Here is a 21,016-nt window from a genome sequence, read left to right as displayed (position 1 = left end):
GGTCTAATCGTTATCCGTCAGCCCTGCGCCGGCACCGGCACTGCGTGAGGCGGCACTTTCGGGTACAAAGGTGCGCGCCGCCAGATCGTTCATCTGCTTTAACAGCGTGTCGCACCCGCTGATCCGCAGCGGATGATTGCGCGGGCGGGGTTTTGCGAAATCCACGACCAGCCTAATCGCACCGTCCTGCGCGCATTCGGTGCGCGCCATGAAAGGCAATGCCGCCACATAGCTGTCCAGCAGGGTATCCTGTGTGACGCTGGCGACAACAGCGCACCCGTCGCTACGCGCGGTGCTCAAAGCTGCATCCAGCGCCAGAGGATAGTCCAGAATAGGCCCCGCTGGCAGGAAATCCAAAGCCTGCGCCAGCACATCCGGGGGCCGTGCAGCGGTCAGATGCACAGCCGCCGCCTGTCCAAAGCGTGCAGCCTGCAGCGGCGGTGCCCCTGCCCCGCGCGCGGCCTTGCTCGCCAGTGCCGTGATTTCAGTGGCCGACCAGTTCACGCAGCATAGACCGGCAACCACCAGTCATCCGCATTGTCCTGCAATTCATCGGCCAAAGGCGCACCCTGACACAGGGTGATCCGGGTCCAGCGGTCTGATTTCGGATCGAACTTGGACGCGCCAAAGAACGAAAGCTTGCAGCGCAGCATGTCAATCGGCAGGCAGGTTTGCGCGATCAGGTTGTCACGGATTTCGCCGTAAGGATACTGGGCCGCCGCCGCAACGCGCGATGCGGCCAGCGCATGATCCGGGTGATCAGCCAGAAAATCGGCCATGGGTTGCGCCGTTTCGGGCAAATCCTGATAGAGCGCCTTGATCCGCCGCCCGATGTCCAGCGGCGATTCCAGATCGGCCCCCGGCTCTTCGAAACGGTTGCCCAGACGCGGTTCCTGTTTTGCCGCACTCACATACCAGAACTGGTGACATTCTGGTTTGGCACCATAATCAGGCGCGAGCGCCCAAGACGCCGCCTCTTCGATCTGCGCCTTGACGGCATCCGTGTCAGGCAGCGGCAGAACCATCGCGCCAAAGGGGTCGGACATGCACTCGGCCAGCCCATCAATCACATCGCCAAAAGGTTCCAGCAACAATGCGACCACCAGTTCCTGCACATCCAACGACGCGGTTTCCGACCACGCGAGCAACGCTTCGATCGCGCCCATTTTGACCAGCGCGCCTTGGGCAAAGCGACCCTCGGCACGCGCCGCTGCCCAGTCGCGCGACAACCGGTCGATCCGGTCCTGATGTGCGGTATCGGGGACTTGCCATTCGCTCAGGTGCTGCGCGGCACGCAACGCCAGCGACTCCAGCCGCGCCGCTTGCCCCTTGGGCACCAGTTGGATCGCGCGCACCTGCGCCAGCGCCGTTTCACGCGCCAACATCCAATTGTTCAGCAAAACCGGGTGGTTGACCAGAAACGGCGCCATGCCAAGGCCCGTTGAATTCCCGATACCCAAATGGCGTTTGATGCGCCGATCCAGCGGAGCACCACCGACAAATTCCACAAGATCGTGGGTGAAATGCCGGATCAGCCAGACCGTCAGCATTTCGGCCATGAAAGGCCCGCCAAACCCCGGGCGCGCCTCAATACGCGCGCGGTCCGCGATCCCGAATTTACCGTTGCCATAGACGGCTGTGGTGCGCATCAGATACCCGGTTTGGCGCGCCAACGCTTCATCGGGTTGCTGCCCGGCTTTAAGCCGCTCAACCACATGGGCAAAGAGGCGCACGGATTTATTGGCCCGGCTCAACACCAGATCACGCTCCGTGAAGCGGGCAGCTTCCTGCTTGGGGGCGGAGGCGCAGATCCGCGCGATTTCATCCGCGTCAGGCACCCCGTCATAAAGCACATAGGCCGTGTCCCAGGCGGTCGCGATCACGCGATCCGTGCGCTGATCCGCAGGAAGATCGCTGGAGACGGCAACGAGCGCATAATCATGCCCGCCGAACCGCAGTGTATAGACCGCATGGCCAAACCCCCGCGTGTCAATCTGCCAGACGGGCCGCGTCACCTGCACGTTTTCAGCAGCAAGCGCGCGCATCAGGGTACGCAGAAAAGACAAGCGCGTGGGAAACATGGACCCCATCCGGGCCAGCCGCATGACCTTGTCCGGGCTGCGCAGCGGCGCTTGGGGCGGGTTTGGAAAATCCTTCATAGCGGCGCGAAACTCTCTTCGTAAAACCTCAGCCAGTTGCCGCCCATGATCCCGTCCACGTCAGCTTCGGACAGGGAGGTCTGCAACAGGCCTGCGCGGATGTTACCAAAATCGCGGTTGTCTTGGAACCATGTCGGCATCGGCGGAAAGCCTGCATTGCTGGCGGAACCTTCGCCGTAATCCATGACCTTGGACCACCGCCCCACCCGCATCCATTCCACAACGCTGTCGGGCTGGTCCTGACAAAGGTCCGTGCCGATACCCAGATGGGACGCGCCGTAGCGGCGGGCGGCCTCTTCGACCATCGCGCAAAAACCATCGAGCGTGCAGGCCGAGCCACCCTTGAGGTGGTGAGGATAGACCGAGAACCCCAACATCCCCCCCGCGCGCGTCAAGGCCTGCAGCACCTCGTCTTTCTTGTTGCGCAGCGCGGCGTGCCACCAATGCGGATTGGCATGGGTGATGGCGATGGGCCGGGTCGAGTGTTCGATCGCCTCCAGCGTCGAGCGGTCGGCGGAATGGGACATATCCACCACCATCCCTACGCGGTTCATCTCGCGCACCACCTGTTTGCCCATGCGCGTGAGGCCCGTGTCATCGTTTTCGTAACACCCCGTGGCGAGCAGGGATTGATTGTTGTAGGTCAGTTGCATGAATCGGATGCCAAGCTGATGGCAAATCTCAACCAGGCCGATGTCGTCCTCAATGGGGCTCGGGTTCTGGAACCCAAAAAATATCGCGGTGCGGTTTGTTTCCTGAGCGCGGCGCACGTCAGCAGCACAGGTGCCTTTAAAGATCAGATCAGGATGCGCCTCGAACCAGCGGTTCCACTGCTCAAGGTTCAGCACCATCTCACGAAAGCTCTCGTGATAGGCGATGGTGACATGCACCGCATCCACCCCACCCGCGCGCATCTGCGCAAATATCTCAGGCGAAAAATTGGCGTACTGCAGGTTGTCTATCAGCGGTGTTTTCATAAGCGCATCTTGCGAAATCCGGCGCAATACTCAATTCCAAAAGCGGCATGCGCCCGGTCGTTTAAGTCAGCATCAGACCCAAAGGCGCTGGAAATCCGGCAGTTTCGGCGCCCTTGACTTATTATTTATCGACATTACTGACCAATAAACGTCTTAAATATGCAGAATAACATACATTTTACGATATTTCGCCACATTTGCGGCCCCGCGCCCTGCATGGCATCGAAAACCAAATGTCTCAGATTTTTTGCTGCGTGTGTTTGCGCAATTCCGTGCGCGCAACCTGACGGCGGTGCACCGCATCCGGACCATCGGCGAAACGCAAGGCGCGCTGCCATGTCCAGGCCATGGCCAGCGGCGTGTCTTGACTGATCCCTTGCCCGCCATGCATCTGCATCGCCTCATCAATTACCTTGAGAGCCATGCGCGGGGCCACGACCTTGATCTGGCTGATCCACGGGGCGGCCGCGCGCGCATCGCCCTGATCCATCATCCACGCCGCCTTGAGGCACAACAGACGGGCCATCTCGATTTCCATCCGGCATTCCGCGATGATGTCGAAATTCGCCCCCAGCATCGCCAGCGGTTTGCCAAAGGCTTCCTTTTGCAGCGACCTTTTACACATCAACTCCAGCGCCGCTTCGGCCTGCCCAACCGAGCGCATGCAGTGATGAATACGCCCCGGCCCCAGACGCCCCTGCGCGATCTCAAAGCCACGACCTTCGCCCAGCAACAGGTTTTCGGCAGGCACGCGCACATCCGAAAAACGGATATGCATATGCCCATGCGGCGCATCATCATGGCCAAAGACCTTCATCGGGCGCAGGATTTCGATCCCCGGTGTCGCCGCATCCACCACGATCATCGAATGGCGCTGGTGTTTTGAGACCTCATCACCACCCGTGCGCACCATGACGATATAGACCTTGCAGCGCGGATCACCGGCACCGCTGGCCCAGTATTTTTCGCCATTGAGCACATAATCATCGCCGTGCCGCACACAGGACATGGCGATATTTGTCGCATCGGACGAGGCCACCTCCGGCTCCGTCATCAGATAGGCAGAGCGAATCTGCCCCTCAAGAAGTGGCGCCAGCCATTGTTCCTTCATCGCGGGCGTGCCGTAGCGTTCAAAGACTTCCATGTTGCCCGTGTCAGGTGCCGAGCAGTTGAACACCTCCGCCCCGAGGGGGGTTTTGCCCATCTCTTCGGCAAAATATGCATATTCCACGGTGCTGAGGCCGAACCCCTTTTCACTGTCGGTCAGCCAGAAATTCCACAACCCGGCGGCTTTCGCCTGCGCCTTGAGCCCTTCGAGGATTTCCGCCTGCCGGTCGGTATAGTGCCAGCGGTCCCCCTGCCCGATTTCGCCGTGGTATTCTTCTTCCAGCGGCATGACGACGTCCCGGATCATATCGGCGACACGCTGCAACAACGCGCGGTTCTCTTCGCGCATGCCGAAATTCATATCCATCACCGTCTCCTTCAGTCCGCCCATCGGGGCTTTCCCCCGCGGCACAGGTTTGCTTAGATCACCCGCGGTGTCCATAAGACAAATCAAAGGGGATGCGCATGCATAGCTATGATCACAAAACGCTGGAGGCCTATCTGGCCACCCATGTGCCGGGTTTCGGGTCGCTGGATGGCATCGAAAAATTCTCGGATGGGCAATCCAACCCGACCTACCGGCTCACCAGTGGGGACATGGAATTCGTGCTGCGCGCCAAACCCCCCGGTGTCCTGCTGAAATCCGCCCATGCGGTGGATCGCGAATTCCGCGTGATGCAGGCGCTGGCATCCACAGATGTGCCGGTGCCCCATGTGCTGCATCTGAGCGGTGAAGACACCCCGCTGGGCGCGCAGTTCATGGTGATGGAGATGGTCAGGGGGCGCATCTTTTGGGATCCGGCCCTGCCCGGCATGCCCCCATCCGAACGGGCCGCAATCTATGACGCCATGAACGAAACGCTCGCTGAATTGCACAGCGTTGTGCCCGACAGCATCGGGTTGGGCGATTACGGCAAGCCGGGCAATTACTTCGAACGGCAAGTGACCCGCTGGTCTGGTCAATACCAGCAAGCTGCGCGCGCACCACTTCCTGATGCGCTCTGGCTGATGGAGTGGCTGGGCGCGCATATGGCCCGCGATGATGGCGCGAGCAGTATCGTGCATGGCGATTACCGCATCGACAATATGATCTTTGCGCCCGACGCGCCGCGCGTTCTGGCCGTTTTGGATTGGGAGTTGTCCACCCTCGGCCACCCGCTGGCCGACCTTGCCTATCAGTGCATGCATTGGCGGCTGCCCCATGCCGGTCATTTTCGCGGCTTGGGGGGTGTGGATCGTGCCGCCCTTGGGTTGCCGGATGAGGCCGCCTATGTGGCCGCCTATTGCGCGCGGCGACGGATTTCGGTGCCGGACAACTGGACATTCTATCTGGTTTTTTCCTATTTCCGCCTGCTCGCGATCCTGCAAGGGGTGCGCCGCCGCGGGCTGGAGGGCAACGCCTCAAACCCCAAGGATACAGAGCGGCTGCGCGATGTGATTGTCCTTTTGGCCCGCGATGCGCGCCACCTTGCACAAACGGCATGACCCGCTTTGACCGGCTGAAGGCTTGACGCCATGGGCTGTCCTGTGATCCTGATTTCGCAACACCGAGACTTTCGAGGATAACGATGAACCCCAAACACGCCAGTTATGATGTTGTGATCGTCGGCGGCGGCATCTACGGCTCCAGCATTGCGTGGTGGCTGACGCAGATGGCCGGCTTTGACGGCCGCATCCTCGTGATTGAGAAAGACCCGACTTATGCGCAGGCCGCCACCAGCCTGACCAACAGCTGTATCCGGCAGCAGTTCTCAAACCCGACCAACATTGCGATCTCGCAATTTGGCGCAGAATTCATTCACAACTTTCAAAAATTTATGGGAGCGTCGGATGACGTACCCGCGCTTTCCTTGCAAAACTTCGGCTATCTCTATCTGGCCGACACAGCCGCGCAGGCCGACACATTGCGCGAAAGCCAGCAAGTACAGGCGCAGTTGGGCGCAGGGACCCAGCATATGCTGCGCGATGAGATCGCCGCCGCCTACCCATTTTACAACCTCGACGATATTCTTGCGGCCAACCATAATCGTATGAACGAGGGGTATTTTGACGGCGGCACCATGTTTGACTGCTTTCGGCGCATGGCGCGCAAGAACGGCGCGGAGTATCTGAGCGATGAGGTCGTCGCCATGACGCGCGTCGGCACCCGCGTGGAAAGTGTGACGCTGAAGTCCGGCGCGACGCTCTCCTGCGGGCTGGTGGTCAATGCATCGGGCACCCGTGCAGCCGCCACCGCGCGTATGGCAGGCCTCGACATCCCCGTGGAGGCGCGCCGCCGCTATACCTATATCTTTGATGCGGCAGAACCGCTTGACCGGGATCTGCCGCTGACGATCGACCCGTCCGGTGTGCATTTTCGCACCGATGGGCGGTATTACATGGCGGGCGGCGGACCGGATCAAGACCCCGCCGTCGATGTGGATGATTTCGACGCAGACCACAGTTTGTGGGAAGAGAAATTCTGGCCCATCATCGCCCATCGCATCCCGCAGTTTGAACGGATCAAACTGGTGAACATGTGGGTCGGCCATTACGATTATAATACGCTGGATCAGAACGCCATTCTCGGCCCGCACCCAGAAGTGAGCAACTTTGTGTTTGTGAACGGGTTCTCGGGTCACGGGTTGCAGCAGGCCCCGGCCATCGGGCGCGGCATCGCCGAATGGATCGCCTATGGCGCTTACCGCAGTCTTGATCTTGCCCCCTTTGGGGTCGAACGCGTCCTGCGGGGCGAGAAATTCTTGGAAAAAGCCGTGATCTAACGGCAAGGAGACGGATATGAAGAAACTGGTTTTAACGGGCGCCGCAGGTCGCCTTGGCTCTTATCTGCGTGAGCCTCTGACAGCGCTCTGTGACAGCTTGGTGAGCACGGATATCGTCGATGATATCGGCACGCTTTATGCAGGCGAAACCTATGTCAAAGCGGACCTTGCGCAGATGGACCAGATTGCGCCGGTGGTTGAGGGGGCCGATATGGTGTTGCATTTCGGGGCCATCGTGGATGAAAAACCGTTCGAGGAACTGTTGGGCCCGAATTTTGTCGGTTCCTATAATATCTGGGAGGCCGGGTACCAAGCCGGTGTGAAACGGATCGTCTATGCCTCGTCGATCCACGCGGTGGGCATGCATCTGAAATCTGATTTCATCGGCATTGACGCGGAACACCGCCCCGATACGTTTTACGGGCTGGCCAAGTGTTTTACCGAAGATCTGGGCCGGATGTATTGGGAGAAACGCGGGCTGGAATCCGTTCATCTGCGCATCCTCTCCTGCGCGCAGGTCAACAACACACGCGCCTTGGGGTCATGGCTGAGCTATCCCGACCTGATCCACCTCGTCACCCGCGCCATCGACACGCCATCGGTGGGCTTCGCCATTGTCTACGGCGTATCAAACAACGACCGCGCACCTGTTGATAACGCCAAGGCCAGCTTTCTGGGGTACCGCCCCACCGACAATGCCGAAGTCTATGCCGCCGAGGTTCTCGCACAGGCAGAACCTGTCGACACCACAGATCCCGGTCAGATGTGCCACGGCGGGCCGTTTGCCAAGGTCGATCTGGGGCAAAGCGGTATGGCTCAGATGAACATTGTGAACGACAGAAAGCAGACGTAACGCATGTAAGGTGCGTGCCCCGCGACGTCCCCCGTACGGGGCGTCAACCTTGCGCTAGAGAAACTGAATTACCAATCCATTTCACCGTTTGCCTGCCTTGGGAACATCACCACATGCCGTTAGAAATCATTCCGGGAAATGGTCCCTTGATCATTACGCTACCCTATACGGGTACGAACATGCGTCGTGAACTGGTGGATAGATTGTATGATAAAAGCCGCCATATCACCTCGAATGACCGATATCTGGACAGGCTTCTGGGCGGTCTGGCGAATGACGCGACGACCATACGGACGAACTTTCACCGCTTTGTCTCGGATGTGGACGCGGTATCAATGGCTTCAGAACTTCGCGCGCATAACGGATTGCTTGGCGTGGTCCCGCTCATCGATCACGATGGCACCGCAATCTGGTCAAGCCCACCGACCGTCGATGAAGCAAGGGTGTGGCGCGCCCTTTATTTTACACCCTATCACGCCGCACTCGCCACACAGATTGCACGGGTTCGCGCCAAATACGGCCATGCGATCGTCTTGAACTGCCGGGCAAGGCGCGCAGAGAGTATGACGGCAGCAGAGGTGCCGGACATCGAATTCTCAACCCATTTGGGCGCCTCCTGCGGTGTAAGCCTGTCTGCGGAACTGGCTGCACTGGTCAAAAGCGCCAGTGCCCATAGTGTGTTGGTGAGCGGGCAGTTGCGGACAGGCTGGACCACGCGCCAATATGGCAGGCCAAAGGCGAACACGCATGCATTTGATCTGGACGTGCATGAAAACTGTTACCTGACAAATGATGGCGAAGTCGGGCATTTCGACGCTGAAAAAGTGGGGCCCTTGCGCGATACATTACGCCACGTGATGCGGCATCTTGGTCAATGGACGCCCCACTGACGACAAATGCGAGGCCCTGACAACCCCAAAGGCATGATGTGTTGCACCACCAAAGGCGCGCCGCTGGCCCTACCGGGCTTATACCTGCGCAGCCTTCAGCGTGCGCAAAGTAACGCCCCAGAACCGTTGCGACAGCAAAATCGCGGCCACCGACAACCCGACAACCAAGCCAAGCCAGACGCCGATCCCTTCCATCCCCAAGACAAAACCGAACAGATACGAACACGGGATACCCACGCCCCAATAGCTGACGGCGGCATAAATCATCGGTATCTTGGTATCTTGTACACCGCGCAAAAGCCCAAGTGCTATCACCTGCGCGCCATCCACCAGTTGAAACAGGGCGGCCATCGCCAAAAGCCCCACGCCGATGGCCATGATCCCCGCACGCTGCGGGTCGTCTTCCTGCATGAACAGCGACAAAAGCATTTCGGGCGCGGCAAGGAAAATGATGATCGTGATGGCGGCAAAGCCAAGCGACATGAAAGTCACCATTTTGCCCCCGCGCCCCATCTGTACCGGGTCATTGCGCCCATGTGCATTGCCTGCACGGATTGTGGCCACATTGGACAAGCCCAGATGTACCATGAAGGTGATGGAGGCCAGTTGTAACGCAATCCCATGCGCCGCCAGCGGCACCGTGCCCAGCCAGCCCATCATCACGGCGGACCCCGCGAACAACCCCACCTCGGCCAGCGCTGTCAGACCGATGGGCCAGCCCAGCAGAAACACTTGCAGCAACATCTGCCAGTCGGCCTTCCACAGGCGCTGGAACAGGGCATGCTCCGGCAAGCTGACCCGCGCATAAATCACGACCCCGATCAGCGACACAGTTTGAGTGATGATGGATGCAACCGCCGCGCCCCTGATGCCTAGTTCTGGCGCGCCCCAGTTGCCGAAGATCAACGCGTAATTGGCAATGGCATTGATCACCGCCGCAAGGATCGTCACCCAAAGCACCACTTGTGTGCGTTCCAATGCCGCCAGATAGGACTTGATCACCATCACCAACAGGGCGGGCACGATGCCATAGGCTGCAATCTCAAGATACGCACCGGCATCTCTGGCGACACCGTCCCCCTGCCCGATCAGACGCAAAATCGGCTCGGACCAAATCATCAACGGCATCGCGAGTAGACCGAACCCAAAGCTGAGCCAAAGCCCCATCCGCGTGCTGCGACGCAACCCGATCTCGTCGTCCTTGGCCGCATATGACGCAACCATCGGCATAACGGCCCAGGCAAAACCCGAACCGAAAATGAACAACACGAAAAAATACGTGGATCCCAGCGTGACAGCCGCCAGTGCTTCGACCGAGTACCAGCCCAACATGACCGTGTCCGTCACGCCAATCGCAATCTGCGCCAGATGCCCGCCAACGAGCGGCAGTCCAAGGTTCAGGATGGCACGGGCGTGCTGAGGATATGTGGTAATCACTTGCATGTATTTTCCATACGCCCGCGTTGCTCCAAACAAAAGAGGCCAGCCGCCCGGATTGGGACAATTTCCGACACAACCGGCCCGTCGATGCGCTATCAATGACACATTTTTTGTCCGCTCAGGTACAATAGCGATCACAGTCCAGCATAAAAAACAGATCATAAGCGCTTGATTTTCTGAGTGAGTCTGTCAACTTGGCACTGCAGTCAATTACGGCGGCACCGACCGGAGCACTACAATGAAGACAACCACCAGGATCGCTGCGATTGCGAGCCTTGCTGCCGCGCCGGTGTTTTCCAACCCAATTGATCAGATAAGGCCCGACGCCCCCGAACTCGCCCCTTACGGCGTCCTGTCGATTGGCGTTCAGACACTGTCTGTGGTCAACCCCGATCAGATTGATGTCGTCTCGATCACAGACGACGACGTCCCGCTGTATGATCGTCCGATAACGCTCGAAATATGGTACCCGTCCAGCACGGCAGTGAAAGAACGCGGCACCTATTCGGCCACATTGCGGGATGGCGCGTCGGTCGTGACCCTCACGGGTCGTGCGCAGCGCGATGCACCACCGGCCACCTCGCAGCGGTATCCGCTTATCGTGATCAGCCACGGTTATCCCGGCAACAGATATCTGATGTCCCATCTGGGGGAAAACCTCGCCTCGAAAGGCTATGTCACAGTCGCCATTGACCACACCGACAGCACGTATAGCGATCAGGCTGCCATCGGTTCTACCTTGCTCAACAGGCCGCTCGATCAACGGTTTGTCATTGATTACCTCGCGCAGCTGGATACGCCGCTGGGCCGGATCATCGACACGAATGTGGTTGGTGTGATCGGGTATTCCATGGGCGGATACGGTGCGTTGGTCTTTGCCGGGGCCGGTGTCACGGAAGCTGCAACCGAATATAGCTGGGGTACGCCAAACGGGCTGCTGGCACGCCATCTTGCAGGGTCAGAAGAACATGAGGCGTTGATTGACCCACGCGTGCGTGCGACGATTGCGATCGGACCATGGGGCCGCAATGCAGGATTATGGGATGCCGGCAGCATGGCTGGCCTGCGGATACCGACATTGCTGATGGCAGGCAGTTCTGATGATGTCTCGGTCTATGAAGCCATCCGCACTATTTTTGACGAGGCCACCGGCATCGACCGTCATTTATTGACATTTGAATACGCCAATCACAACGCCGCCGCCCCCATACCTGCCCCGGTTGAGAGCTGGCAGCCGGTCGAAACCCTCGATTTTATTCCTTTCGAGCATTATGCCGATGCCGTCTGGGACACGGTGCGCATGAATAATGTGGCACAGCACTTTGCGACTGCGTTTTTTGATCTCCACCTGAAAAACGATGTTTCAAAGCAACCCTATCTCGCCCTCATTCCCAATGGTGCTGACGGCGTCATTGCACTGGATGAAAATGCAGAACCAACCGAAGATCATACGTTCTGGACTGGCTTTGCGCCGCGCACGACCAACGGCCTCAGGTTCGAAACGAAGTTGAAGGGTGAATAGCGCCACGCAGGCGAATTGACGTCCCGCCACCCTACGAAACAATGCAAAACGGTTTGGGCAGACGCCATGCCGGGACATCAGAAAAGCCAAACCGCAAGAAGGTTCACGACACTTCAATCGGAAGGCGGCATGTTTCGGCGATCAGACCACGGTTCTCACAGACACTCTTGGTCCTCGGTTAGGCAGCGCGGTTTCTGATATTTCAGACACTTAGTTCAGCAAGCGCAGCGCGTTGGCTCGTTTTTTGCGATCTATCGCCACGACCACTGCGACACGCTCTTTTCCCCAACCGTCGCCTCTGCCATACTCGACCGCAAACCAACAAAAAAGAGCAGCGGTATGAATGACCTCCTTTCCTCGGGGCACGAGCCTACAGATTATGACGCGTCTTCCATTGAAGTGCTCGAAGGGCTGGAACCCGTACGCAAACGCCCCGGCATGTACATCGGCGGCACGGATGAACGTGCGCTGCACCATCTGGTGGCCGAAGTGCTCGACAACTCCATGGATGAGGCTGTTGCTGGCCACGCCACCCGGATCGAGGTCGAGTTGCACGAAGATTATGCCGTCACCATACGCGATAATGGCCGGGGCATCCCCGTGGACCCGCATCCGAAATTTCCCGACAAATCCGCGCTTGAGGTCATCCTGTGTACCTTGCATGCGGGGGGTAAATTCTCTGGCAAGGCCTATGAGACCAGCGGCGGTTTACACGGCGTCGGCGCCTCGGTGGTCAATGCGCTCAGCGACAGCATGATTGTGCAGGTGGCGCGCAACAAACAACTGTTCGAGCAACGTTTTTCGCGCGGGTTGCCGCTTGGCCCCGTTGAGGAGCTTGGCCCGACACAAAACAGGCGCGGCACGACGGTGACTTTTCATGCGGATGCCGAGATTTTTGGCGCGCACCGCTTCAAACCTGCGCGGCTGTTCAATTCCATCCGCTCCAAGGCCTATCTCTTTTCAGGCGTAGAAATCCGTTGGAAATCTGCGATCTCGGACGGTGAAACCCCGCAGGAAGCGACGTTTCATTTTCCCGGCGGCCTGTCGGACTATCTGCGCGAAACTCTTGGGACTGCGACCACCTATGCCGACAATCCCTTTGCCGGAACCGTTGATTTCAAAGAGAAGTTCGGCGAGCCCGGCAAAGTCGAATGGGCCATCAACTGGACGCCCTCGCGCGACGGGTTCATCCAGTCCTATTGCAACACCGTCCCCACGCCCGAGGGGGGCACCCATGTCGCCGGGTTCTGGGCCGCGATCCTTAAGGGCATCAAAGCCTATGGTGAGTTGTCCAACACCAAAAAGGCCGCGCAGATCACGCGCGAGGATCTGACATCCGGCGGCTGTGCGCTGGTGTCCTGCTTCATTGCCGAACCCGCCTTTGTCGGGCAGACCAAGGACCGCCTGTCCACCGAGGCCGCCGCGAAAATGACCGAAGGGGCCGTGCGCGATCATTTCGACAACTGGCTGGCGGCGGATACGAAATCCGCTGGGGCCATCCTCGATTTTCTCGTGCTGCGCGCCGAAGAACGCCTGCGCCGCCGTCAGGAAAAGGAAACCGCGCGCAAATCCGCCACCAAGAAACTGCGCCTGCCCGGCAAGCTGACCGATTGCACCTCAAAGGATCGCATCGGCACGGAACTGTTCATCGTGGAAGGCGACAGCGCCGGTGGCTCAGGCAAAGGCGCGCGCGACCGCAAAACACAAGCGCTCTTGCCGCTCAAGGGCAAGATCCTGAACGTGCTGGGGGCCGCCTCGTCCAAACTGGGCACCAACGCCGAAATCTCGGACCTGTGCGAAGCGCTTGGCTGTGGCATGGGCACCAAATTCAACCTTGATGATCTGCGCTATGAGAAGATCATCATCATGACCGATGCCGATGTGGACGGCGCACATATCGCGGCATTGCTGATGACGTTTTTCTTTACGCAGATGCGCCCGATGATTGATGCAGGCCACCTCTATCTGGCCTGCCCGCCCTTGTTCCGGCTGACCCAAGGGGCAAAGCGTGTCTACTGCCTCACGGAGGAGGAAAAGAACGACTGGCTGGAAAAAGGTCTGGGCGGCAAGGGCAAAATCGACGTCTCGCGCTTCAAGGGCTTGGGCGAAATGGACGCCAAGGACCTCAAGGAAACCACCATGGACCCCACCACCCGCAAACTCATCCGCGTGTCAATCGACGAAGACATTCCGGGCGAGACGGGTGATCTGGTGGAGCGTTTGATGGGGAAGAAACCCGAACTGCGCTTCCAGTACATTCAGGAAAACGCGAAGTTTGTGGAGGAGTTGGATGTTTGATTCTGCTAGTCATGATTGAGTAATATCGCCGACAATTCCATCATTGCGCGAAAATACTCAATCAATTAACTATTTGTTAATAAATAGCTTAACAGTCCCCAGAATCTACTCTACGAAATAGATGTCGGGGGATGCTGCTTGGGAAATACGCTTGGGAAATACGCTTGGAAACTGAAATTCCTTGCGCATGTCTCTCACGTCAAATCGCCCGCCAAAAATCTATTCTATAGTTTTCAGAAGGGTGAACGTTAAAATGAACAATATTAACAAATCAATTGCAGCGGCCGTGATCGCGGTCGCTGGTATGGGCAGTGCTTCGCATGCCGCAACCGTCGACACTGTCTTGTCGCTTGTCATCGATGTTTCCGGCAGCATAAGTCCCGGGGAATACAATTTACAAATGGACGGCTATGCCAACGCCTTCCGTAATGGATCCGTTCAAACTGGTATTCTGGACATGTCCAACATTGGCGATACCGGCAGCATTGCGGTAAATGTCGTACAATTCGGCACCTCTGCGGTTGAGGCCCTAGGCTTCAGAATTCTTGATTCGTTTGCTGCAATCGATGCATTCGCCAATGAGTTGGATAATCTGGGCCGGAACAATGGTTCTGGCAGCAGTACCAACATCGCAGACGGCATCAGCCTTGGCACCAGCACAATCACAAGCTGGCTGGGCACCGCCGGGAATGCAGCGGCCCGTGCCGTCATCGACGTATCGGGCGATGGGACACAAAACGTAAACGGCTTCAGTGTTACCGGTGCGCGGGACGCGGCATGCAATGGCGGTATTGATGCAGTCAACGGGGTCACAATTGGCAGCTCATCGAGTCTGCCTACTTACTTTGCCGATAACGTGCAGTGTGGCACAGATAGCTTCACGCTTGCCGCCATCGACTTCAATACGTTTGAGAATGTCGTTACGACCAAGCTGAGAGCTGAAATCACTGGTGTTAACCCAGTACCGGTACCTGCTTCGGCTCTGCTGTTGCTGACTGGTATTGGTGGCGTTGCCGCGCTTAAGCGTCGCAAGAAAAAATCAGCCTCATGAACTGTCGCTTTTGAAAAATCCACCGTCCCTTTGTTGGGACGGTGATCTAACCACGAGAGCTACTTTTTGGTTATGTGTGACACCGAAGTGATCGATAACAGAGCACACTTGAGCTACTGGGCAGTATTGCTATTCAGGAAATCACGGTTGGCGTCGTGTAGTGGATGACATAGACTAAGTACGTCTTTCTTTCACCATTAGCATGAAATAAAAACTGTCTTAGAACCGCCTTGTTATTCCTGCAAACCCTGCAAAAACGCCACCAAATCCACCACGGCGGGGGACGTCAGGATCGGCTGGCCGCTTTCGGTCCTGAGCGAGAGATCATCGCCCACGAAGAAGTCACCATAGATCGGCATGGGAGAGCCGTGGCTGACCAGCGGGTCGCGCCCGTCGATGCGCATCACGACGCGCGTCATCGGGAAAACGCCGTCGTTGCGCGCGGACAGCGCCGTCAGATCAGGCGGTTGCAGCACCAGCACCGGGGCCATCGGGCCATTCCCGCGGGCGTCGGCGCCGTGACAGGTCGCACAGTGGCGTGCGTAGATTTCAGCACCGGTTTCGACGTCCTGCGCAGCCGCAGCCCCTGCGCAAATCGACATTGCCACACCAAGAATCAGGTTCTTCATCGCTCCCTCCTCATCACTTTCGATCCGAGTGTAGCATCAGACCCAACAAGGGGCCGTGATCTCGATCAAGGATATTGCCAAACGCACTGATGGATGTGACCCAAAGATGCCTTGATCTGCGCGCGCATATTGGGCACTGCTGGGCCATGCGATTGATGTTACTTCTTTGTTTGACCCTTCTGACGGCCTGTGGGCGTCCGATGACCGATACGGAAAAGGCGTTTGCACAAACGCTGCACGGCGATACGCTTGATACCTCACAAGTGCGCATTGTCGATGGCGCGCCCACGCGGGCGGTCACGTTTACGCGCACGCCGCGTCCCCGCACGACGTGCCGACAACGTATTTTGCCGCCTGCAACCACAGAGACAGTCACATCAAAGCCCGCAGCCATAGCGATCTACAATCACATCCTGTTTGATCGCGACTGGTATCTGGAGGACTACCTGCCGGACTACCCCGACCAGATCGGATTGATCGCCGCGATGCTGTTTGCCCATGAACTTACCCATGCCTGGCAATGGCAAAACCGCGCTGAAACCGGCTATTCCCCGTGGGCGGCGGCATTTGAGCATCGCGGCGCAAGCGATCCCTATCTTTTTGACATTGATGCAAGCCCGGCGTTCAACGATTTCGGATATGAGCAACAGGGCGCCATTGTTGAAGAATTTGTCTGTTGCCGCGCATTGGACCCAACGGCACCCCGTACCGCCCGGTTGCATGCGCTATTGTCTCAGGTCATGCCCGTCGCACCCCTGCCAACGGGGCGACCTTACGCGGTGGGCCTGCCTTGGGAAGGCGTCGAACTGCGCGGGATTTGCCAGTGATCAGGGCAATTGCGAGGCTTCAAGATAGGCCAGCAAGGCCGCTTGCGGTGCGGGAACACGGGCGCGGCCCGCTTCGGTTTTAATGCGCTTGCTGTCTTGCGAGGTCAGATGTGCAAAGGGGCGCATCAAGCGACCCGGTTGAGAACCCGCCGCATAGTCATCCAGCAGTGCCAGGACCTTGCCGCGGGGGAAATTGCCGCCTGACCGCACCGCCAGCGTTGTCAAATCCGGCGGAACCTTGTTGAGACCGACAACCCCAATCCCGCCCCCGCCGCGCAGATCACCACCATGACAGATCGCGCAGTTTTCGCTGTACAAAACCGCCCCACGGCTGACACGGTCATCGGGGCCACAGGCGGCCAGAAAGACACAAGCTGCCATTATCAGGCTGGTGAAACGGGGCATCGCATACTCCATCGAAAAACGCGTTGCCCCTATCCTAGCCTAATTGTCTTGCTGATCTGGTAACGGCCCTGCATTCTCTTGCCAGTACAGCACCGAAGAGGATACAGCCCATGGCCCAACACGCGTTCACTATGGTTTTGGCGGGCATCGGCATCCCAATTCTGGCCGCACTCAATGCAGCCCTCGGCGCCAAGATCGGCTCCCCCGCCGCTGCGGCGACTGTTTTATTCACCGTGGCTTTCATCAGTTGCGCCTGCGTGGTTCTGGTCACCGGACCGGAGGCATTCCTGCGCCTTGGCGGCACCCCAAAACATCTGTTTTTTGCGGGCGTGCTGATTGCGTTCTATGTCCTGAGCATCACCTATATCGCGCCCAGTTTCGGTATTGGAAACGCGGTATTCTTCGTCCTGCTCGGCCAATTGATCAGCGCTGCGGTCATAGATCATTTCGGTTTGTTTGGCGCGCGGATCAGCCCGATCAATCCGACACGCGCCTTAGGCATCGCAGTCATGGCAGCCGGCGTCTTTATCACTCAGAAGGTGTAGGACCCTGCGCCAATTCCAGCAATCTGTCCCAGACCTGATCAACCACTTCGACTTTCTGCATGATCTGGCGTGATTGTCCGGGCATACGAGCGCCTTCATCTTTGGTTGCTGCCTGCGACAATGCCGCAAGCCGCTCCGCAAAGGCCTCACCGCTTTGTGGGTCAATAAGGATATAGAACTGCCCCAGATCATGGGGCGGTCCCTGCGGCGCCTTGAGGGGTTTGACGCTGGCCGACAGGACCGAGCCTGTCATCCCCGCCGCGAGGATCTCAGCCATCAGACCAAAGCCCCAGCCCTTATGCTCCCCGACTGATACCAGCGAGCCTTCCAAGGCGGCTTGCGGATCGGTGGTTGGCTGCCCCTGTGCGTCCAGCGCCCAGCCCAGCGGAATCTGCTGGCCCAAGGCCTTGGCCATCGTGATCTTGCCCAAGGCCACGGTGGTGGTTGATTGATCAAACTGCATGGCAACGCCGCCAGCCCCATCAGGCACGGAAAACGCAATCGGGTTGGTGCCGATGACCCGCGTTTTACCACCGGGTGCCGCAACGATGGGCGAAGCGTTGGTGAACCCGATTCCGATACATCCCGACTGTGCAATCTGTTCGGTGAAATAGCCCAGTGAGGTGCATGTATGCGCATGTCCCACGGCAAGCGTTGCGGTCCCCAGCGTCTTGGCCGCATCCAGCGCAGGCACCAGACCATGGGCAAAAGCAGGCTGGGCAAATCCATAATTGGCATTCACGTGAATGGCCGCGGGACGAGGCGTGGTCACTTCGGGCACGGCCCGACCATCGACCCGGCCCGTTTCCAGCTGCAAACAGTAGCTTTCAACATAGTACAAACCACAGATCTTATTGCCATACCCCTCGGCCACGCGGACAGCGCGGGCAACTTCAGCGGCTACAAACGGGGCTGCGCCATAGGCAGTGAGCGCCTGTTTCGTCAGTGCTTCGATGTCATCCAATGTGTGTAAAGGCATCTTCTGTCCCTTTTCTTCGCCCAAAAGCCCACGCCGGGCCATGTCATCATGCCTCAGAAAGCTGCCCTGCATCCAACCGGATTTGGCGATCCATGCGCGCGGCCAATGCAAGGTTATGCGTGGCAATCAACGCTGACAAACCTGTGTCGCGCACAAGCTGCATCAAAGCACCAAACACCTGATCCGAGGTGCCCGGATCCAGATTGCCCGTCGGCTCATCCGCGAGTAGTAATTTGGGCGCATTCGCCAGTGCACGACAAAAGGCGACGCGCTGCTGCTCTCCGCCCGACAGGGCGCCGGGGCGGTGTGTTGCCCGCGGCGCGATACCCACCGCAGACAGCAAAGCGGCCGCGCGCTCGGCAGCGGTGGCTTTGGAGATGCCATTGGCGAGTTGCGGCAGGATAATGTTTTCAGCCGCATTGAATTCAGGCAACAGGTGGTGAAACTGGTAGATAAATCCGACATCATTGCGGCGTATCGCCGTGCGCCGCGCATCACTTAGGCCGCTCATCTCTTCGCCATCAATCAGAACCTGGCCCGCATCCGCCACATCCAGCAGGCCAGCAATGTGCAGCAAAGTGGATTTACCCGCCCCCGAGGGCGCCACCAAGGCGACGACCTCTCCTGCGGCGATGCTCAGGTCGATCCCGCGCAGGACAGTGACGCTGTTTGCCTGCCCCGCATTGTACGACTTCGTGATGCCGCGCATCTCAAGGATCGGGTCACTCATAGCGCAAGGCCTCAACCGGGTTCATTCGTGCAGCGCGCCGCGCAGGAAAAATGGTCACCACGAAAGACAGGCTTAATGAAAGCGCCACGGCTGACAGCACATCCCTGAGGTGCAGTTCGGCAGGCAGCGCATAGATGCCCCGAATGGACGGATCCCAGACACCGCCGCCCATGGCAACATTCACAAAAGAGAAAATCGGATCAATATAGATGGCAAACAGCGATCCCAGAATGACACCGGCCGCGGTACCAATGATCCCGGTAAAAGCGCCACAAATAAAGAAGACCCGCAGGATCGACCCCTCGCTCAGCCCCATTGTGCGCAGAATGCCGATGTCACGACCCTTGTTCTTGACCAGCATGATCAGGCCGGACACGATATTCATAGCAGCGATCAGCACCAGGATCGACAGGATGATAAACATCACGTTGTCCTCGACCTCCAACGCGCGCAGAAAGCCGCCGGACGCGTCCTGCCAAGTCCAGATTTGCCCGCGCTCACCGGCGGCTTTCAACAGATCCATCCGCACGGTCTCAAGACGTTCCGGTTCCTGAACCATCACTTCGATTTCGTCCGCTACCCCTTCACGGTTAAAGAAAGTTTGCGCATCAGAAAAAGGAAGATAGGCGCGCGTTCGGTCGATGTCATAACGCCCGGCGGTAAAGATATACGTCACCTCATAGGCGTTCACGCGCGGCGATGTGCCGAATGCGGTTTTCACCCCATCCGGCGATATCAGACGGATGCGATCCCCGATACCGACACCCAATTCGCGCGCCACCCCAGAGCCGAGGGCGATCCCCTCATCAAACCGCGCGATATCACCACGCGATGTGGCCGGGTCCGCAATGCGCGGCAGCGACCGCAGGTTTTCAGGGGCCACACCAAACACCTCGACCCCGGCATTGCGCCCTTGATGTGCCGCCATCACCTGCCCGCGGATCAAGGGTGCGACGCGCGTGACGCCCGGCACCGCTGCGGCCTGTGCAGCAATCGCATCAAAGTCTGCCATCGTGCGATCCATCTGTCCGTTTTCCGTCACGGACCCCAACGCATAAATCGTCACATGGGCATTGGCCCCCAGAATCGTGTCCACAAATTCAGCCCTGAAACCAGAGCGCACAGAGAGCGTGGCGATCAGCGCAAAGACCGCAAGCGTGATACCAATCAGACTGATCCACGTCATGACGCTCACGCCGCCTTCGCTGCGGCGGGCGCGCAAATAACGCCATGCAATCATCCATTCAAAACCCGCAAAAGGCGGAGGTGTTCTGGCCATTCATTGTCCTCGGGTGAACCTGCGCGCAACCTGCGACTTCGCACGTCGCGGGTCAAGCCGACAATGTTTTGGTGCGACGTCGGGATCGCAGCAAACCCGCGATCAAAGCCGTTGCCATGCCACCTGCAATCCCACCAAACCCTGCGAACATTGCACTGTCAGCTGACAATGGCAGCGCGGGTTCGAAAGCATCCCAGGCGCCTTGCGCGACTTCCGGGTCCGTCAGATGCGCAAAATGATAAGCGCGCATGAAAGGTCCCTGCCCCTCGAGAATATCAAGATCGGCGCGCAACCCCTCATAGCGCAGGAATGCCTGTTGCATATCCGCGCGGCGCGCCTGCACAAAAGCGGAGCCGGTCATTTGCGCCAAGGCTTCGTCGCGACTGAGCCCCAGTGAGGCCGCAGATGCATCGAAATCCAGTATCACTTGCTCCAATGCGTCCACCGCCCCGCCAAGGCGCTGCAGATACTGTTGTGAAAACGCTGGAAACTGCGCAGCGCCCAACGCGCCTGCGACACTTGCTGCCAGAATGAAACTGCGAAGGATCATCGCCTTCTCCTGC

Annotated in this window: 20 protein-coding genes; 9 read left to right on the top strand and 11 right to left on the bottom strand. The window is 58.5% G+C overall.

Translation table 11 applies throughout. From position 1 onward, the window contains the following. Positions 1-3 precede the first annotated feature (3 nt). The 4 genes from K5Q35_RS00770 to K5Q35_RS00755 form a co-directional block, all read right to left on the bottom strand. The gene (locus tag K5Q35_RS00770; RefSeq protein ID WP_220798082.1) at positions 4-525 is read right to left on the bottom strand and encodes a hypothetical protein; all 522 of its coding nucleotides are present in this window, start codon (positions 523-525) and stop codon (positions 4-6) included. Further along, the gene (locus K5Q35_RS00765) at positions 501-2,159 is read right to left on the bottom strand and encodes a hypothetical protein (RefSeq protein ID WP_220798081.1); all 1,659 of its coding nucleotides are present in this window, start codon (positions 2,157-2,159) and stop codon (positions 501-503) included. Before K5Q35_RS00765 ends, K5Q35_RS00770 begins: the two co-directional genes overlap by 25 nt. Further along, positions 2,156-3,136: a membrane dipeptidase gene (locus K5Q35_RS00760; RefSeq protein ID WP_220798080.1), complete on the bottom strand. Its 981-nt coding sequence runs from the start codon at positions 3,134-3,136 to the stop codon at positions 2,156-2,158. The genes K5Q35_RS00765 and K5Q35_RS00760 overlap by 4 nt, the downstream gene beginning before the upstream one ends. A gap of 238 nt (positions 3,137-3,374) precedes the next feature. After that, the gene (locus tag K5Q35_RS00755) at positions 3,375-4,610 is read right to left on the bottom strand and encodes an acyl-CoA dehydrogenase family protein (protein WP_220798734.1); all 1,236 of its coding nucleotides are present in this window, start codon (positions 4,608-4,610) and stop codon (positions 3,375-3,377) included. A 98-nt stretch (positions 4,611-4,708) separates the two neighbouring features. On the opposite strand from K5Q35_RS00755, the gene K5Q35_RS00750 reads away from it, so the two are divergent. From K5Q35_RS00750 to K5Q35_RS00735, 4 genes are all read left to right on the top strand, one after another. Continuing rightward, positions 4,709-5,728 carry a phosphotransferase family protein gene (locus K5Q35_RS00750; protein WP_220798079.1) on the top strand — a complete coding sequence of 340 codons (1,020 nt, stop codon included), beginning with the start codon at positions 4,709-4,711 and terminating at the stop codon, positions 5,726-5,728. 83 nt (positions 5,729-5,811) lie between these two features. Then, on the top strand, positions 5,812-7,005 hold the full coding sequence (locus tag K5Q35_RS00745) for an FAD-binding oxidoreductase (protein ID WP_220798078.1): 1,194 nt from the start codon (positions 5,812-5,814) through the stop codon (positions 7,003-7,005). Between the two features lie 16 nt (positions 7,006-7,021). Beyond that, positions 7,022-7,858, top strand: coding sequence for an NAD(P)-dependent oxidoreductase (locus tag K5Q35_RS00740; RefSeq protein WP_220798077.1), 837 nt, complete (start codon positions 7,022-7,024; stop codon positions 7,856-7,858). 113 nt (positions 7,859-7,971) lie between these two features. Beyond that, positions 7,972-8,748 (top strand): N-formylglutamate amidohydrolase, encoded by a 777-nt coding sequence (locus K5Q35_RS00735; protein WP_259650424.1) that lies wholly within the window; start codon positions 7,972-7,974, stop codon positions 8,746-8,748. Between the two features lie 78 nt (positions 8,749-8,826). Here K5Q35_RS00735 and K5Q35_RS00730 read toward each other — a convergent pair whose 3' ends face one another. Beyond that, complete coding sequence (locus K5Q35_RS00730) at positions 8,827-10,191, bottom strand: MATE family efflux transporter (protein ID WP_220798075.1); 1,365 nt, start codon at positions 10,189-10,191, stop codon at positions 8,827-8,829. 235 nt (positions 10,192-10,426) lie between these two features. Here K5Q35_RS00730 and K5Q35_RS00725 point away from each other — a divergent pair, with 235 nt between their 5' ends. From K5Q35_RS00725 to K5Q35_RS00715, 3 genes are all read left to right on the top strand, one after another. Next, entirely contained in the window at positions 10,427-11,710 is a 1,284-nt protein-coding gene (locus K5Q35_RS00725; RefSeq protein WP_220798074.1) for an alpha/beta fold hydrolase, read from the top strand. A gap of 339 nt (positions 11,711-12,049) precedes the next feature. Beyond that, positions 12,050-14,008 (top strand): DNA topoisomerase IV subunit B, encoded by a 1,959-nt coding sequence (parE, locus tag K5Q35_RS00720; RefSeq protein WP_220798073.1) that lies wholly within the window; start codon positions 12,050-12,052, stop codon positions 14,006-14,008. A 253-nt stretch (positions 14,009-14,261) separates the two neighbouring features. Further along, positions 14,262-15,059: a DUF1194 domain-containing protein gene (locus K5Q35_RS00715; protein WP_220798072.1), complete on the top strand. Its 798-nt coding sequence runs from the start codon at positions 14,262-14,264 to the stop codon at positions 15,057-15,059. Positions 15,060-15,292: 233 nt separating this feature from the next. Here K5Q35_RS00715 and K5Q35_RS00710 read toward each other — a convergent pair whose 3' ends face one another. After that, positions 15,293-15,688, bottom strand: a complete 396-nt coding sequence (locus K5Q35_RS00710; RefSeq protein ID WP_220798071.1) for a cytochrome c — start codon at positions 15,686-15,688, stop codon at positions 15,293-15,295. 200 nt (positions 15,689-15,888) lie between these two features. On the opposite strand from K5Q35_RS00710, the gene K5Q35_RS00705 reads away from it, so the two are divergent. Further along, positions 15,889-16,515, top strand: a complete 627-nt coding sequence (locus K5Q35_RS00705) for a hypothetical protein (RefSeq protein WP_148264314.1) — start codon at positions 15,889-15,891, stop codon at positions 16,513-16,515. Here K5Q35_RS00705 and K5Q35_RS00700 read toward each other — a convergent pair whose 3' ends face one another. Next, the gene (locus K5Q35_RS00700) at positions 16,516-16,920 is read right to left on the bottom strand and encodes a c-type cytochrome (RefSeq protein ID WP_220798070.1); all 405 of its coding nucleotides are present in this window, start codon (positions 16,918-16,920) and stop codon (positions 16,516-16,518) included. It abuts the gene before it with no gap. Positions 16,921-17,030: 110 nt separating this feature from the next. On the opposite strand from K5Q35_RS00700, the gene K5Q35_RS00695 reads away from it, so the two are divergent. Beyond that, positions 17,031-17,465 carry a DMT family transporter gene (locus K5Q35_RS00695; RefSeq protein ID WP_013961138.1) on the top strand — a complete coding sequence of 145 codons (435 nt, stop codon included), beginning with the start codon at positions 17,031-17,033 and terminating at the stop codon, positions 17,463-17,465. Here the strand turns inward: K5Q35_RS00695 and K5Q35_RS00690 are convergent. From K5Q35_RS00690 to K5Q35_RS00675, 4 genes are read right to left on the bottom strand one after another with little or no spacing between them, the layout of a single operon-like run. Continuing rightward, positions 17,449-18,444, bottom strand: coding sequence for an Ldh family oxidoreductase (locus K5Q35_RS00690; protein ID WP_220798069.1), 996 nt, complete (start codon positions 18,442-18,444; stop codon positions 17,449-17,451). The two genes, K5Q35_RS00695 and K5Q35_RS00690, sit on opposite strands and share 17 nt — an antisense overlap. Before the next feature lie 46 nt (positions 18,445-18,490). Further along, complete coding sequence (locus K5Q35_RS00685; RefSeq protein ID WP_220798068.1) at positions 18,491-19,174, bottom strand: ABC transporter ATP-binding protein; 684 nt, start codon at positions 19,172-19,174, stop codon at positions 18,491-18,493. Further along, positions 19,167-20,453 (bottom strand): lipoprotein-releasing ABC transporter permease subunit, encoded by a 1,287-nt coding sequence (locus tag K5Q35_RS00680; protein WP_220798067.1) that lies wholly within the window; start codon positions 20,451-20,453, stop codon positions 19,167-19,169. The genes K5Q35_RS00685 and K5Q35_RS00680 overlap by 8 nt, the downstream gene beginning before the upstream one ends. A 52-nt stretch (positions 20,454-20,505) precedes the next feature. Then, on the bottom strand, positions 20,506-21,003 hold the full coding sequence (locus K5Q35_RS00675) for a DUF2937 family protein (protein WP_220798066.1): 498 nt from the start codon (positions 21,001-21,003) through the stop codon (positions 20,506-20,508). Between the last annotated feature and the right edge of the window lie 13 nt (positions 21,004-21,016).

It is taken from the genome of Roseobacter sp. OBYS 0001 (assembly GCF_019654895.1).
GTDB classification, from domain to species: domain Bacteria; phylum Pseudomonadota; class Alphaproteobacteria; order Rhodobacterales; family Rhodobacteraceae; genus Roseobacter; species Roseobacter litoralis.
The sequence above is the reverse complement of the archived record's forward strand: the minus strand, read 5'-3'. Positions and strand labels throughout refer to the sequence as shown.